Here is a 13,720-nt window from a genome sequence, read left to right on the forward strand (position 1 = left end):
ATTGACGGGTATTTAGTTAATTAGTTGCTGTAGCAACTGAATGACTAAATCCGTAAATTGTAGATCTCAAAATCTGAATATGCTCGTCAACAAACACCAAAACATCATCGACAACGCCGTAAAAGCAAATCACGAAAGAACTTTCTATTCGCAGTATCCGGAGCATCCCAAAGCATACGGTGAAGAGGCCCATGCAAAGGGCGTACAGAGTTATCAGCAATTACTGGGTAAGCCTTTCAGGCAGCTGCTTCAAACCGGGGAAACCGGCTGGGGCGGCGAGGAAGTATCTCCCTACACCATGGAAGAGTTGGGTATTACCTATCCCATATTTCTGGTAAACGACCTGGTGACGAAAGCCGCAGCTGCCGGCAAAAACTGGGCTAAGCTCCCGGTAGCAGAAAGAGCTGGCATACTCACCGAAACACTCGAACGTATAAAAGATTACTTTTTTGATATTGCGAACGCCACCATGCATACTACTGGCCAGAGCTTTATGATGAGCTTTCAGGCTTCTGGTCCGCATGCCAGCGATCGTGCACTGGAGGCCATAGCCACCGGTTACCAGGAATTACAACGCTATCCGCCGGAACTATCCTGGGAAAAGCCAATGGGTAAAACCAGTGTTAAGTTGTATAAAACCTTTAAACCTATTCCTAAAGGGGTTGGCCTGGTAATCGGCTGTTCCACCTTCCCGGTATGGAATAGTTTGCCGGGTATATACGCCGATATGGTAGCTGGTAATCCGGTGATTGTAAAACCGCATCCGCGGGCGGTATTGCCTATTGCTATTGTAGTAGGGGCCATCCAGCATACCCTGAACAACAACGGCTATGATCCGCATCTCTGCCAGCTTGCAGCCGACAGCTCAGCACACCTGATTACCAGAGAACTTTGTGAGCATCCGGATGTAAAGCTGATCGATTATACCGGCGGTAATACTTTTGGTAATTATGTAGAGTCGCTTCCGGGCAAAACAGTATTTACTGAAAAAGCGGGAGTAAACTCAGTTATCCTCGACAGTGTTGCCGACCTGGATCCTGTTTTGCAGAATCTTGCGTTTTCTGTTAGTTTATATTCCGGGCAGATGTGTACTGCACCACAAAATTTCTTTATCCCCGAGCAGGGTATTAAGACGTCGAATGGCATTGTGCCCTTCAACGATGTGGTACAGCAATTTAAAGATGCAGTTGTAAACCTGGTCAGCAATCCCAAAATGGGCGCAGGCACGCTGGGCGCCATTCAGAACGACGCCACACTAACCCGTGCAAAAGATGCCCGGCAACTGGGAGGCAAAGTGATCCTTGCAGGAGCGGAGGTACCCAATGAAGAATTTGCCCATGCGCGCATTTGCGCACCCACTATATTGGAAGTAACCAGTGCGGATACCGCGATCTATGAGAAGGAGTTATTCGGCCCGGTAGTGCTGATCATTAAAACAAGGGATACCAGCCATAGTATACAACTGGCCCGGCAGATGGCTCAGAAATATGGCGCTATCACCTGCGGTGCATATACCACAGATGCGGCAACAAAAGAAATAATAACGGAAGAAATGAATAGTGTGTTTACCCCGGTGTCGTTTAATCTTACAGGATTTATCTGGGTAAACCAGCATGCTGCTTTTTCCGATTTTCACGTTACCGGAGGCAATCCTGCCGGGAACGCCAGCTTTACCAATCAGGAGTTCATTATGAAACGCTTTGTTTGGGTAGGCAACCGGGAACTGGCGGGCTAGACTCAAATAACCAACGGGCACGCAGCCGGCTGCATGCCCGTTTTAAAGCATATATGGATTTATGAAAAAAGGGTTGTACATCATTGCGGTGTTGTTTTCAGGCGTCACAGCCTGTGAACAGGCACCTAAAGCCGACAAGGCCAGGATAACTGAAGCACAAACTGTGCAGGCGGGCACCGGCAATGCATATCAGCCCGATACGGCAGTTAGCGTAGTAGAGTGGATAGGCACCAAACCAACAGGCAAACATCATGGCAGCCTGAAACTAGCCGGAGGCGCGCTCTATGTGAAAGATACAGTTATCACTGGCGGCCAGTTTATCATCAACATGCATTCGCTCCGGGATATAGATCTGGCTGGTGATACCATCATGCAACATAAGCTGGAGACTGAGCTGAAAGGAGAAATGTTCTTTGATGTCAATAAATATCCTGCTGCCACTTTCGAGATCACCAAAGTAGCGCCCTTTCATCCGGCGGTGGGCGACGAACTTACGTTAAAAGACGCCACGCATATTATCAATGGGAATCTTACCTTAAAATCCGTCACCAAAAATATTTCATTCCCTGCGAAAGTGACGATTAACAACAAGACTATCAATGCCGTAGCTAATTTCAATATAGACCGCACCCAATGGGGCATTACGTATCGGGCAGATAAGTCGTTACAGGATAAGCTCATCAACTCTCAGGTAAATATTTCATTCCATATCACAGCCATCCGTTAGACCCGTTTTTTTTCTCTCTGAAGCCAATAAAAAATTTTAAATTTAAGAGACAACCACGTAAAACTGATTCAGATGGAAACTAAACAGGAAAGGGACGACCGACTTTGGCGGATAGCCAAGGCCAGGGCGGGTTTTAAATCCCATCTCATCATCTACCTCGTTATCAACCTGGGATTATGGGCTGTTTGGTTTCTGACGGATAGTGATAAATCTCACAGTACCCCCTGGCCGGTATGGCCGACACTTGTATGGGGTATACTGCTGGCATTTCTCTACTTCAATTGCTATCATGGAGATGATACATTGGGGAATATGAGAGGCTGAAATTGCAGCACAATCGTGACTGATACCTGTAAATAAAACCCAATAGCATGACAGACCAACCGCAGCGACTATTTGATGTGATTGCTCACCAGCTGGCTAACTATCCAAAGGAAGATATGTTAGCAGGCAAGGAAAAAGGAGAATGGAGAAAATACAGTACCAAAGAGGTCGCAGATATCACGCTCAGATTGGGCGCCGGATTGCTCAAACTTGGGATCAGAGCAGGCATCCGGCATAATGAAGAAAAAGACAAAATAGCGATTATCTCACCTAACCGGCCTGAGTGGATCCTGACGGACCTGGCCTGCCAGCAGCTGGGAGCGGTGCTTACACCGATATATCCTACGATCAGCGAACACGAACTGTCCTTTGTATTGAACGATGCAGAAGCCCGTATCCTCTTTGTAAGTGATAAAGATCTGCTGGACAAAGTGAACGCCATGCGGGACAAGTTTCCTACCATAAGGGAGATCTTTACCTTCAATCAGGTGCCCGGGGCCCGGCACTGGACAGAAGTACTGGAGTTGGCCAATGAAGCTGATTTTGCCGGGATAGAAGCCATTAAACAGCAGATATCTCCTGATGAACTGGCCACCATCATCTATACATCAGGTACGACGGGTACTCCTAAGGGCGTGATGCTGACGCATCATAACATCATGTCGAATGTACTGACCTGCCAGCCGTACCTGCCGGTTAATAAAGATGCTAAGGCACTCAGTTTTCTGCCGTTGAATCATATTTTCGAAAAAATGGTGACCTATCTGTTTCTCGCTGCAGGGGTGCCCATTTACTATGCAGAAAACATGGATACCATTGCAGATAATCTGAAAGAAGTAAAACCCACCATATTCACCACTGTACCGCGCTTATTGGAAAAGGTATACGAAAAGATCATGGCTACAGGGCTGGAGCTGAAGGGAATTAAGCGGGCACTTTTTTTCTGGGCGGTGAACCTGGGTAAGCAATACGAAATCAACAAAAATCAGGGCACCTGGTACAACATCCAGCTAAAACTGGCTAACAAACTGATATTCAGCAAGTGGCGTGCTGCATTGGGAGGTAATATACAAGCCATTGTCAGCGGGGCAGCAGCCTGCCAGCTGCGTCTGCTCAAAATATTTACTGCAGGTGGCATCCCGGTGATGGAAGGCTACGGCCTTACAGAAACATCGCCGGTAATTAGTGTAAACCGGTACAATATAACGGACCGGATGTTCGGGAGTGTAGGCCCTATAATAGACGGTATTGAAGTAAAGATTGCAGAAGACGGTGAGATTCTTTGCAAGGGCCCGAATATTACCATTGGCTACTATAAGCGCCCCGATCTGACGGCAGAAGCCATCAGGGATGGCTGGTTTCATACAGGTGATATCGGAATGATCATCGACCATAAATTCCTGAAAATCACAGACCGTAAGAAGGAGCTGTTCAAGACCTCAGGCGGTAAATTTGTGGCCCCGCAGCCGATTGAGAACAAATTCAAGGAGTCGCCTTACATAGAGCAGATCATGGTGGTGGGAGAAGATCGTAAATTCACGGCAGCCCTGATAGTACCATCATTCAGTAACCTGCGCAGCTGGGCGCAGAAAAGGGGAATATCAGCCGGGTCTAATGAAGAGCTCCTCAGTAATGTGGAAGTACAGGATCTTTTCAAACAGGCGGTCGACAAGTACAATCAGTTCTTCAATCATATAGAGCAGATAAAAAAATATGTACTACTGCCTCACGAATGGACGGTTGACGCCGGAGAACTGACGCCTACGCTGAAAGTTAAGCGGAAAGTACTTTTGGAGAAATTTAAGAAGGAAATAGATGGTATTTACGCTCCTGCAGCAGGGAAAGTAGATATAGAAAGTCTTTAAATATTAAATTAAAACCCTTACTTTTGCAACCCGATCTCGGGAAGCCGGGTAGGATGGCCTCATAGTTCAATGGATAGAATAGAAGTTTCCTAAACTTTAGATACAGGTTCGATCCCTGTTGAGGCTACAAGAATGTTTACTCGCCCAATTTCAGACTTACTGAAGTTGGGCGTTTTTCATTTACAGAGGTGGGGTTTGGAGGAAAGAGAGGGAAAGGGATGCAATTACATAAAGTGTGTCAGCAAAAAGTTAAACAACTTTTTACTGACACACTTTATGTAATTGCATCTTATTTAACTTCGTTACTTGTATCCTTTACAAATTTCTGCTGCTGCTCCAAACTGTCCCTTTCCCGTGCCTCCTTCAGCCTTTGATTCCACATCGCCTTTTGTCTTCTATACTTTTCTTCTTTAGAGTAACAACAAGTTAATATTAACGATAAAAGACACAATGACAAGTAATATCTAATTCTCATATTTTTATTTATTAGTTATAACGGAAGTTCTAAATCCTGCCTGATAATACCAGCCATAAATGATAGCCCGTTTATCGGCATCAGAATCATCACTATTAAACGTCGTTGCAAGCTGTAATGCCTTAGATGCACTATTACCTAGCCGATTATTAGCATTTCCCCATAACCAGTTTCCTGCATCCATAAGATTATAGGCTGTGGTACTACTTCTCAAAATAAAAAGAGCCCCTCTATCCTGCTTAAGTATCTCATCTGGATCTAACCCATAGTCCCCTCTTTCTCTGAGGACTTCAGTGGAAAGATGATATACTGAAAAATCTACTTTCCCTGCTACAGACTCCGTCATAAGATACCACAATCCAATCCGTTGAACAAATTAACGCTGCCTAATGATAAATACATAGCCTGGAAGAATCCTCAAAATAATAGCGAGGATGTTGGTATAAGAACAAACGCATCGAATGACCTCACAATGTATGTACTTGGGCCAGATAGACTGTACATCCAATCGTCAACAGGTAACGTTGGTATTGGAACCAATGTTCCTCAAGCCAAACTTTCTGTCAACGGCGATGTTTCTGCGAAAAAGATAAAGGTTACTCAAACAGGATGGCCGGATTTTGTATTTCACGAAGCTTACGCTTTACCTTCATTGCAAGAGGTAGAAAACTATGTAGCCGTTCATAACCATTTACCAGGAATTCCGTCGGCAAAGGAAATAGAAACACATGGCGTTGATTTAGGCGAAATGAACAAACAATTATTACAAAAAGTAGAAGAGCTGACGCTATATCTCATCAGGGAACACAAAAAGAGTCTGGAGCTGGAAAAGGAAAACATTGAACTGGCAAAAATGATTTCAGCACTAAATTCAAGGGTAGATACTTTAGAAAAAAAAGTAGAGAGTCCGTTTTTAGAGAGGCTAATCTATCAGGAGGTGAAAAGCTTTTCACCTCCTGATGATATGCCCAACCTCAAATCCGCCGTTACCATAATGCAAGATCTACTGCCCCATATCAACCTCCCTGGTATTAGTAACTCCACAGCTACAATCCACCATTATTAACCCCTCACAAGATAAGAACACCTCTTTTATACCAAAACTCCACGGCTGCCGCTGCTTCAGAGTATAATTATTCATTATAAATTCTTAATATTATATAACTCAGTATGCAAACTGAATTATTATCAGCCTAGCAGTGAATATAAATTACATATAATACCCTTTCTCTTTTTATAAGATTTGTCCATTTTTTTGCCCTCCCAATCGACCATAAGCCACAACTCAAAACAAAGAGCTTTTTTAATTTAAAACCGTTTACTATGAACACAATTGACCTTAACGCACTGCGTTACCCATTCCCTTATGCAACCAATCCTCACGCTCAAAAAATGGAAAAAAAAAATCAGTGAGTGGCTACAGGATGATTACTCTTTTCTTCCTGAAAAAGTAAAGAAAAAATACCTGACCACCGGTGTAGGACATGCAGGAGGATGCATGTTTCCCAAAGCCAGTGAAGCGCAGCTCACGGCTGTTTGCCGCTTCTTTCTATGGGCCTTTACTATTGATGATTCATTTGAATTCTCAACGGTCAGTGAATTACAGACAATTCACCAGAAAGCCCTCTCCTGTCTTCAGGGCACTGTGCTTAATACGGAAGAACCCTTATACCGGCATCTGCCACTATTACGCAACGAATTGTTGCAATTCGGCTCTGAAGACTGGCTCAACCGGTTCACTGCAAGTCTGACAATGTACTTTGATGGGATTCAGGAAGAAATTCCGTTCAGGAAAAATCTGATCTTTCCAAGTTGGGAGCAGTTCATTACCATACGGGAAAAGGCTGTTAACGTTCATCCATTGGTGAACCTGGCAGAATTAATAACCGGCTGTGTATTACCTCGTGATGTACTGGCGCATCCTACTTTACAGGGGCTTGGAAAATTGACCTGCCGGATATTATCCTGGAGTAACGATTACTTTTCTGCGCATATGGAAAAAGGGAATGATGTGCTAAACCTGGTGTTGATGATGGAGCATGAGAAAAATTGTACGATGGACGAAGCTTATAAACTGGCTGTGGATTTCCATAATCAGGATTTAAGTGATTATTGCCTCCTTGTAAATGAACATCATGATTTTGGAGTGTATTCTTCCACTGTTGATGCCTACGTGGAAAACCTGTCGCTAATGATACATGGATACTTACATTGGACTTTAACGCTTACTAAGCGTTACAGCACCGGCATAACTGGTCATCCCTCCGGAGAATTGAAGGATGGTCAATTGTCTGTCAATGTATAACCTGGCTGATTGCTCTATGTAATTCCGTGAATTTAAGAGGTTTGGTCAGGAAATCGTTCGCTCCGGCATTTAATAACTCCTCTTTAGATTCTTTATAAACATCACCAGAAGCCAATATAACGGGAATGTTAAATAACGATTGATCATGACGAATATGCAATAATGTTTCTTTCCCCGACATGCCCGGCATATGTGAATCAAGGATAATAACATCTGGTTTTTCTTCACGGGCTTTCTTTATTCCCTCAATGCCATTTTCCGCTTGAATAAAATGACTGCCCGCACCTGTCAAATATCTGCTCACAAGGGTGCGGGCCATTTTATCATCATCTATCATTAATATCCTTTTTTCTTTCAGGCTACATAACGAAAGATCACAATGCTCCTGAGCATCACTGCCATCTAACGCATCCGCAAATACATCCGAGAAACAAACCTCAAATGTTGTTCCTTTTGCAGGTATAGATTTTAAGGTAATAGATCCATTTAACAACTCTACCAGATGCTTGGTGATATATAGCCCCAGCCCTGTGCCTTCAATAAAGCCGTTCTTCCCCGTTACGAAGGGTTCGAATATGGATTGTTGCATTTCTTTGCTGATCCCTTCCCCATTATCTGTAACTTTCAGATACAGGCTCTTTCCTCCAGTAAATAATTGCAGGTTAACTATTCCAAATTCCGGTGAAAATTTTATTGCATTAGATAAAAGATTGGTTACAATCTGCGTCAGTTTCACCTTATCCGCGACCAGCAGTGAGGCCATCGTTGACTCGTCAATAACAACGGCCAACCTAATCCCTTTTTCCTCGGCAATATATTTATGCATATGTACGATGCTCTCGATCCAGGGTTTCAAATGAAACACTACTTTATGAATGTCATCTATTTTGCCGGCTTCGATAGTCGATAATTCCAATACATTATTAACAATATTACGGGTATGATAGCTGGCCGCATTTAAGCTGGTCACCAGCTCTATCATTTCATTTAATGCTGCATAATCTGTTATTTCATTTTCATCTGACACCTTTTTCATAATCATCTCCAGCAATTGAGATATCCCGAAAACAGCATTCAAGGGTGTGCGTATTTCGTGGCTGGTTTCTCTCAGATATACCCGCTTCGACAAATTGGCAAACTCTAATTGCTTTACAGTAGTTTCAAGTTTTCTGGAATACATTTTTGTGGAAAATAACAATGAATTATTCTCCTTGACATAATAAGTAATCACTAAAACATCAAAACCAAGAAATACTACTAAAGCAATCCATCTCAATAAAAACTGATTCTCCCGGGAAAGATATACCGGTGAAAAAATCTGATAATAAAAATTCACCTCAAGTAGTACCAGTGTCAGCCCCGTTGCGCATATCGCCACCGTTCTGAATCTCTTCGATTTGAATACCATAAATGATAACCCAAACAGAAATACGGCAATGAGTGAAATATTTATTACCGGCCCCAGAATAACCCCAAAATAAAGTGCAGAAATCGTATGGCATAGGAGGAAAACAAGACTAGCCATGTTATACTCCCTTCTCCAATTCAGGAGAATAACGAACGAAAATAATATCCCCTCGCAGATCGCAGGAATCTCAATTTTCAGATTAAGCGTAAAGGCATAAATGAGACTGCCAATGGAAAAGGCTGCCAATGCTGTAATTAAACACAAACAATTAATTATCCTGATTCTCTTCGCATCTTCCTTCCGCTCACACGACTGGGTGCCCGCTTCCAATATCGTTTTCACAACATGGGTTATGTGCATAACGGTTATATTTAGAGGTTTCATGTCAGTTGTAGGTACATTATAGATACCTAATATATATCAATGGATTGCGAGAACTGTTTATTGAATGTTAATACCCGGCTGTCAACATCTGAATCTATACAATAAATTTAGCGCATTAATGCCATATGTGACAGCCCAATCTGCCATACACCAGATTAGTTTTTTAATTAAGAAAATTAGATATCGGAGGCAGGAACAATAGAAATATTTTTCTAAACAACTGATAATCAAAACAAAAAGGACTCAAACGAAGAGTTATTCACAGACAAGAATAAAAAGGCCGACCTCGGTAAGCCAATTGGCAGGGTATTCAATCTTCCAATGGCAAATTCAAAATCCGGCTATTATGGTCCAACCACAATAGCCGGATTATTCCTAATACACTACTATCACCATATTACCATCACGGGTAGTATTGTAATCGCTATACGTGTACGGTGTAGGCGCCCAGTTATTCCATCCGTACTGCAGGTTCACACAGCGAAAAATGTGAAGCGTGCCCGATTGACTGTCAACATTGATAGTATAAGTACCATCGTCAATCGTCAGATTGGAAAGATTAGTACCCGGGCTCACGTCGAAAGCGAAACTTTTTCCGGTAGCTGTATTGGTAAGTGTAACCAACGCTGTTGCGGACGACGAAGTGTTGTTGATGAATCCGGATACCGATGCCGGGCGGGCAACTTTTGCTTTCACAGGCTTTTGTCCTTTAACGGGATTTAGGGACGCAATTGAATTCATGGAAAAGCACAGCAGGATAGCACTGCCTAGTAAACAAATCTTCTTCATTGTTGTGTAATTAAATTAAGGGTTCTATAATGGCATTTGTCTTCGCAATGATCCACAGGATGCGCCCAAAGTCAACACCATAGCAACTATCTATCTATGCAGCGCAATTGTAAACAGGGCAATTGTTCACTTGTCGAAACGAAAATATCATAAAATAAATTTAGTATAAGTAAACACCGCTACTTTATTTTTCAATATCTAATCATGATGCCTGCTACTACCTGAAAACTTAACTAAATCCAATGCTAACTTGTACCAATTATCATTTCCGGTGGCATCGGACATCATCCATGACGACACCGGTGTATTTAAGTATTTATTAACTCATTATCATGAAAAGCATAACGCTGATATTTCTCACTATGCTGTATGCTGTTAGCACATACGGCCAGAAAACGGAAACCATATACCTCACTCCCGGCGATAGCACAGCGAATTACTACATTGCAGTACAACCAGCCAACCATCCTGTCAGGGCTTTTATGCTCCTGATCCCCGGTGCATTTCAAACGCCACAATATGTATTGCAACAAACCACACTTCCTTTCTACGCTGCCGAACAGGGTATACTCACCATCATCCCTACTTTCACCACCGGTATATCTTCTTTTGGCGTTGACGACGCCACGCAGGAGTCATTAAATGCCATGCTAATGAAAGTGCTGGCACGTTATAAATTACAGCAAAAGGATTTCTATATCGGGGGCTTATCTATCGGCGGTACCTGCGCTGTAAAGTATACGGAGCTGGCAATTGAAAAAAATTACCCGGTAAAGCCCAAAGCAGTTTTTGGCATCGACCCTCCGCTCGACTTCGAGCGGTTCTATAATGCAGCCACCCGCATCATGCGGATTTCAGGTAACAGCAAACCCAACGACGAAATTCCTTACATGATAAACAGGATCTCGCAAGAGATGCAGGGCACCCCACAAACCGCTTTACAAAATTTCTACAACCGCTCTCCTTATTCATTTTCTGATGTAACGCAAAGGGCTGTCAGGATATTAAAAGACACGCCTGTTCTGCTCATCACAGAGCCCGACGTAAACTGGTGGTTAAGCCAACGTGGATACGACTATACTTCTTTCAATGCCATTGATCAGGCAGCTATGATCAATGAATTGCAACGATTGGGTAATCGCCGGGCGGTGTTACTCACTACAGACAACAAAGGTTACAGAGAGCCCGCGCATACACGCCATCCCCATTCCTGGAGCATCGCTGACCCGAAGCAATTGGTTAGCTGGCTGTTGCAATCGTAGCCATAAAAATATCATTACTTTTGAAATCTCAATAGCACATGCTTATGTCGCAGGATAAGATTACAACCAGAGACGCGCGGAATTCCGATATAGATGCAATGGCCCTGCTGATGACTGAGCTCGGCTATCCAACCGCTGCTCCCGCTATGGCCGCTCGTTTCGAGGCAATAAAACAAGAGCCCGGATACAAAACAATTCTCGCAGTCCTTAATGAAGAAGTGGTAGGGATGGCTGGTTGTACCGTTAATAATTTTTTTGAGCAAGATGGAAAATATGTAAGGATCGCCGCCTTTGTAGTCAGCAACAGGTATCATCAAAAAGGCATCGGCCGGGTACTAATCACAGCAGCAGAAGAATGGGCGACTAACGTTAACGCACATACTGTTTTACTCAATTGTGGCCACAAAGAGGAACGCACAGCTGCGCATGTATTTTATAAGAAGATGGGATACCAGGTTAAATCTTCCGGTTACTATAAAAAAATACTACTATAAATACTCCGGCTGTCAGTAATTCGCCTGGCCAATTTCAAGCCGGGTTATTTTGCCATCCTTATTCGGGTGAAATTTGAAATAGGTCTTAAAATCGCCCCATCGGTCGCTATGAAACCGGCCGTATACATCCAGGCCGCTATTCTCTACCTTATCGATACTGGTAAAGCGTTCATGCCCCACCGCATCATTGGAGAATGATTTTAAATCTATCTTCCTGCCATCATCGAACATTTCAGCATCTGCCGTAAATAAAGCCGTCCATGCCTGTTTATCACCGGCCTGCAGCGCATTAATCGCCTTTTTTACAATGTCGTTGGTGAGCTTATCTGTATTCATAGTACTGTGTTTTTGCGCATTGGCCTGCAAGGTGAAAAAGCAGGCGAGAACAAACAATATCTTTTTCATTTTGCCAGCGGGTGTTGCAGGTAAATAATCAGCAGGTTCAATACAAAAAATGGCAATTCAATGGCTGCCCCTTTCAGCTCTTTGTCATTCAAATGAAAACAGATGATCATAAGGATGGAAGCTGCCATCAGAAAATTCCCTAACAGGAAAGTTCTTGGAAACAATATCAACAATGCACTCAATACAGTTACCACTCCATTTATCATGATAGCGGTTGTACTGAAATTCCAACGGCCGAACATACTTACCATTTCCGGCTTGTTGCCTATCATGGCTATTCCCTGTTTGAAGCCCATGTATGCTGCAAAAATGATCAGTATGGCATTCAGCACTTTCAATATCATATAAATGGTTTGATGTGGACGAGAACCGCTTAGGGCACAAAACTATTCATTCGCAAAATAGCTGAAAAGCAGGAATCCGCGCTGTTTTTTTAGCCATTTTGAAAAAATTCCTAAATTTTCACCATGCGGGTCCGGTAGGTATCCTTTCCATCTTTGATAATAATGAAATAGACGCCTGGCGCCCAGCCGCCAACATTCAGTGTGGTTTTACCCAAACGGCGTTCACTCAACAATCTTGTTCCTGCTGTATTATACACCTCCAATACAAACGAAGATGCAGTAACAGACGGGATGACCAGGTAATCGGTAGCCGGGTTGGGAAAAACAAACCGCGACATATAAGTACTATCCGGCGGGGGCGGCCCCTGCTGTGTTCCGGAGGTGTCGGTTCCGGCTATCCCCCCACACAATACATCCGGAATATGTTTCGCTACTACCCTTTCAAATAAAATACGCTGGCCTGTTGCACTTAAATGCACCCCATCACCACTGTTGTAAGCCGGATCAATAAAGCCATTGGCGAGCGCCAGGCCCGTCCAGAAATCTATTGCTTTAGCTCCGAAATAATGCAGAATAGTATCTTTCATTTGAGCCAGGTGCAATGCTGCCGTATAACCAAGATTACTGCGGGGCTGTGTGGTAGACACCCACAGGGGAATATGATGCAAAGCCGCCTCCCGCTTCAGTACCAGGAAATTCGCTGTTTGTTTATCCAGCGGAAAACCACGCGCCTCATCATTTGTAGGCATGTTGATGATGATAGCATCCGGATGCAGAGCGATAGCCCAGGTGATATTGTGCGTGGTATCTACCAGAAAAGTGTTTCCCAACACCGTATAAGGAGGGGTGCCGGTAGGCATAATATGCTGTGTGGTGTAACCACCTATTGCCAGTAGTATCACCGTGTCGGCCTTGTTATGGTATTGCTTCAGGTATCGCGCATAGCGAAAGGTCCACGCACTATCCCGGCTGGGCAGCCCGTTCCCCCAGGCTGTTGAAGAACCTAATACTACAATCTTCAACGGATTGCTGCAGTTTTGCCCAACAACATGAATCGTTATTGTAAACAATGAAAGTATAAGGATCAACTGTTTCATTGGTCTGATAATAAGGGATTAATAACAGCTATCGGCTCAATACAGTAGGGGTATGTGTAAACAGGAACCGGATATCCGGTGCTGTAATAAATATAAGAAATTTAGG

14 protein-coding genes and 1 tRNA gene are annotated in these 13,720 nt (G+C 43.5%); 9 read left to right on the top strand and 6 right to left on the bottom strand.

The features are described 5' to 3' along the window. The first annotated feature begins 79 nt into the window (after nt 1-79). The 5 genes from paaN to UNH61_RS27460 all read left to right on the top strand — a co-directional run bounded on the left by paaN (nt 80) and on the right by UNH61_RS27460 (nt 4,778). A complete protein-coding gene (gene paaN, locus UNH61_RS27440; RefSeq protein WP_326995198.1) occupies nt 80-1,735 on the top strand; it encodes a phenylacetic acid degradation protein PaaN in 1,656 nt (551 codons plus the stop codon). Nucleotides 1,736-1,796: 61 nt separating this feature from the next. Continuing rightward, the gene (locus UNH61_RS27445) at nt 1,797-2,462 is read left to right on the top strand and encodes a YceI family protein (protein WP_326995199.1); all 666 of its coding nucleotides are present in this window, start codon (nt 1,797-1,799) and stop codon (nt 2,460-2,462) included. Between the two features lie 72 nt (nt 2,463-2,534). Next, nucleotides 2,535-2,786 carry a 2TM domain-containing protein gene (locus UNH61_RS27450; RefSeq protein WP_326995200.1) on the top strand — a complete coding sequence of 84 codons (252 nt, stop codon included), beginning with the start codon at nt 2,535-2,537 and terminating at the stop codon, nt 2,784-2,786. A 47-nt stretch (nt 2,787-2,833) separates the two neighbouring features. Continuing rightward, entirely contained in the window at nt 2,834-4,651 is a 1,818-nt protein-coding gene (locus UNH61_RS27455) for a long-chain fatty acid--CoA ligase (RefSeq protein ID WP_326995201.1), read from the top strand. A gap of 55 nt (nt 4,652-4,706) precedes the next feature. Beyond that, nucleotides 4,707-4,778: transfer RNA gene (locus tag UNH61_RS27460), tRNA-Arg, on the top strand. A gap of 352 nt (nt 4,779-5,130) precedes the next feature. On the opposite strand, the gene UNH61_RS27465 is transcribed toward UNH61_RS27460, so the two are convergent. After that, entirely contained in the window at nt 5,131-5,472 is a 342-nt protein-coding gene (locus UNH61_RS27465) for a hypothetical protein (RefSeq protein WP_326995202.1), read from the bottom strand. 21 nt (nt 5,473-5,493) lie between these two features. Here UNH61_RS27465 and UNH61_RS27470 point away from each other — a divergent pair, with 21 nt between their 5' ends. Together UNH61_RS27470 and UNH61_RS27475 are read left to right on the top strand one after the other, a co-directional pair. Next, the gene (locus UNH61_RS27470) at nt 5,494-6,192 is read left to right on the top strand and encodes a hypothetical protein (protein WP_326995203.1); all 699 of its coding nucleotides are present in this window, start codon (nt 5,494-5,496) and stop codon (nt 6,190-6,192) included. A gap of 300 nt (nt 6,193-6,492) precedes the next feature. Next, nucleotides 6,493-7,431 (top strand): hypothetical protein, encoded by a 939-nt coding sequence (locus tag UNH61_RS27475; protein WP_326995204.1) that lies wholly within the window; start codon nt 6,493-6,495, stop codon nt 7,429-7,431. On the opposite strand, the gene UNH61_RS27480 is transcribed toward UNH61_RS27475, so the two are convergent. Both UNH61_RS27480 and UNH61_RS27485 read right to left on the bottom strand, forming a co-directional pair. Beyond that, nucleotides 7,421-9,181, bottom strand: a complete 1,761-nt coding sequence (locus UNH61_RS27480) for an ATP-binding protein (protein ID WP_326995205.1) — start codon at nt 9,179-9,181, stop codon at nt 7,421-7,423. The two genes, UNH61_RS27475 and UNH61_RS27480, sit on opposite strands and share 11 nt — an antisense overlap. Before the next feature lie 417 nt (nt 9,182-9,598). Next, nucleotides 9,599-10,012: a hypothetical protein gene (locus UNH61_RS27485; RefSeq protein WP_326995206.1), complete on the bottom strand. Its 414-nt coding sequence runs from the start codon at nt 10,010-10,012 to the stop codon at nt 9,599-9,601. A gap of 332 nt (nt 10,013-10,344) precedes the next feature. Here UNH61_RS27485 and UNH61_RS27490 point away from each other — a divergent pair, with 332 nt between their 5' ends. Together UNH61_RS27490 and UNH61_RS27495 are read left to right on the top strand one after the other, a co-directional pair. Next, nucleotides 10,345-11,274 carry a hypothetical protein gene (locus tag UNH61_RS27490; RefSeq protein ID WP_326995207.1) on the top strand — a complete coding sequence of 310 codons (930 nt, stop codon included), beginning with the start codon at nt 10,345-10,347 and terminating at the stop codon, nt 11,272-11,274. 44 nt (nt 11,275-11,318) lie between these two features. Further along, on the top strand, nt 11,319-11,768 hold the full coding sequence (locus tag UNH61_RS27495; RefSeq protein ID WP_326995208.1) for a GNAT family N-acetyltransferase: 450 nt from the start codon (nt 11,319-11,321) through the stop codon (nt 11,766-11,768). A gap of 12 nt (nt 11,769-11,780) precedes the next feature. On the opposite strand, the gene UNH61_RS27500 is transcribed toward UNH61_RS27495, so the two are convergent. The 3 genes from UNH61_RS27500 to UNH61_RS27510 all read right to left on the bottom strand — a co-directional run bounded on the left by UNH61_RS27500 (nt 11,781) and on the right by UNH61_RS27510 (nt 13,614). Beyond that, the gene (locus UNH61_RS27500) at nt 11,781-12,104 is read right to left on the bottom strand and encodes a hypothetical protein (protein ID WP_326995209.1); all 324 of its coding nucleotides are present in this window, start codon (nt 12,102-12,104) and stop codon (nt 11,781-11,783) included. 65 nt (nt 12,105-12,169) lie between these two features. Beyond that, nucleotides 12,170-12,517 (bottom strand): DoxX family protein, encoded by a 348-nt coding sequence (locus UNH61_RS27505; RefSeq protein ID WP_326995210.1) that lies wholly within the window; start codon nt 12,515-12,517, stop codon nt 12,170-12,172. A 110-nt stretch (nt 12,518-12,627) separates the two neighbouring features. After that, the gene (locus UNH61_RS27510) at nt 12,628-13,614 is read right to left on the bottom strand and encodes a GDSL-type esterase/lipase family protein (RefSeq protein ID WP_326995211.1); all 987 of its coding nucleotides are present in this window, start codon (nt 13,612-13,614) and stop codon (nt 12,628-12,630) included. Nucleotides 13,615-13,720 lie beyond the last annotated feature (106 nt).

It is taken from the genome of Chitinophaga sp. 180180018-3, from assembly GCF_037893185.1.
GTDB lineage: Bacteria > Bacteroidota > Bacteroidia > Chitinophagales > Chitinophagaceae > Chitinophaga.

What these genes read in the sequence shown, in the direction of transcription:
- paaN (WP_326995198.1), top strand. Translation starts at nt 80, where the DNA reads ATGCTCGTCAACAAACACCAAAACATCATCGACAACGCCGTAAAAGCA.
- UNH61_RS27445 (WP_326995199.1), top strand. Translation starts at nt 1,797, where the DNA reads ATGAAAAAAGGGTTGTACATCATTGCGGTGTTGTTTTCAGGCGTCACA.
- UNH61_RS27450 (WP_326995200.1), top strand. Translation starts at nt 2,535, where the DNA reads ATGGAAACTAAACAGGAAAGGGACGACCGACTTTGGCGGATAGCCAAG.
- UNH61_RS27455 (WP_326995201.1), top strand. Translation starts at nt 2,834, where the DNA reads ATGACAGACCAACCGCAGCGACTATTTGATGTGATTGCTCACCAGCTG.
- UNH61_RS27465 (WP_326995202.1), bottom strand. Translation starts at nt 5,472, where the DNA reads ATGACGGAGTCTGTAGCAGGGAAAGTAGATTTTTCAGTATATCATCTT.
- UNH61_RS27475 (WP_326995204.1), top strand. Translation starts at nt 6,493, where the DNA reads ATGCAACCAATCCTCACGCTCAAAAAATGGAAAAAAAAAATCAGTGAG.
- UNH61_RS27485 (WP_326995206.1), bottom strand. Translation starts at nt 10,012, where the DNA reads ATGAAGAAGATTTGTTTACTAGGCAGTGCTATCCTGCTGTGCTTTTCC.
- UNH61_RS27490 (WP_326995207.1), top strand. Translation starts at nt 10,345, where the DNA reads ATGAAAAGCATAACGCTGATATTTCTCACTATGCTGTATGCTGTTAGC.
- UNH61_RS27495 (WP_326995208.1), top strand. Translation starts at nt 11,319, where the DNA reads ATGTCGCAGGATAAGATTACAACCAGAGACGCGCGGAATTCCGATATA.
- UNH61_RS27500 (WP_326995209.1), bottom strand. Translation starts at nt 12,104, where the DNA reads ATGAATACAGATAAGCTCACCAACGACATTGTAAAAAAGGCGATTAAT.
- UNH61_RS27505 (WP_326995210.1), bottom strand. Translation starts at nt 12,517, where the DNA reads ATGATATTGAAAGTGCTGAATGCCATACTGATCATTTTTGCAGCATAC.
- UNH61_RS27510 (WP_326995211.1), bottom strand. Translation starts at nt 13,614, where the DNA reads ATGAAACAGTTGATCCTTATACTTTCATTGTTTACAATAACGATTCAT.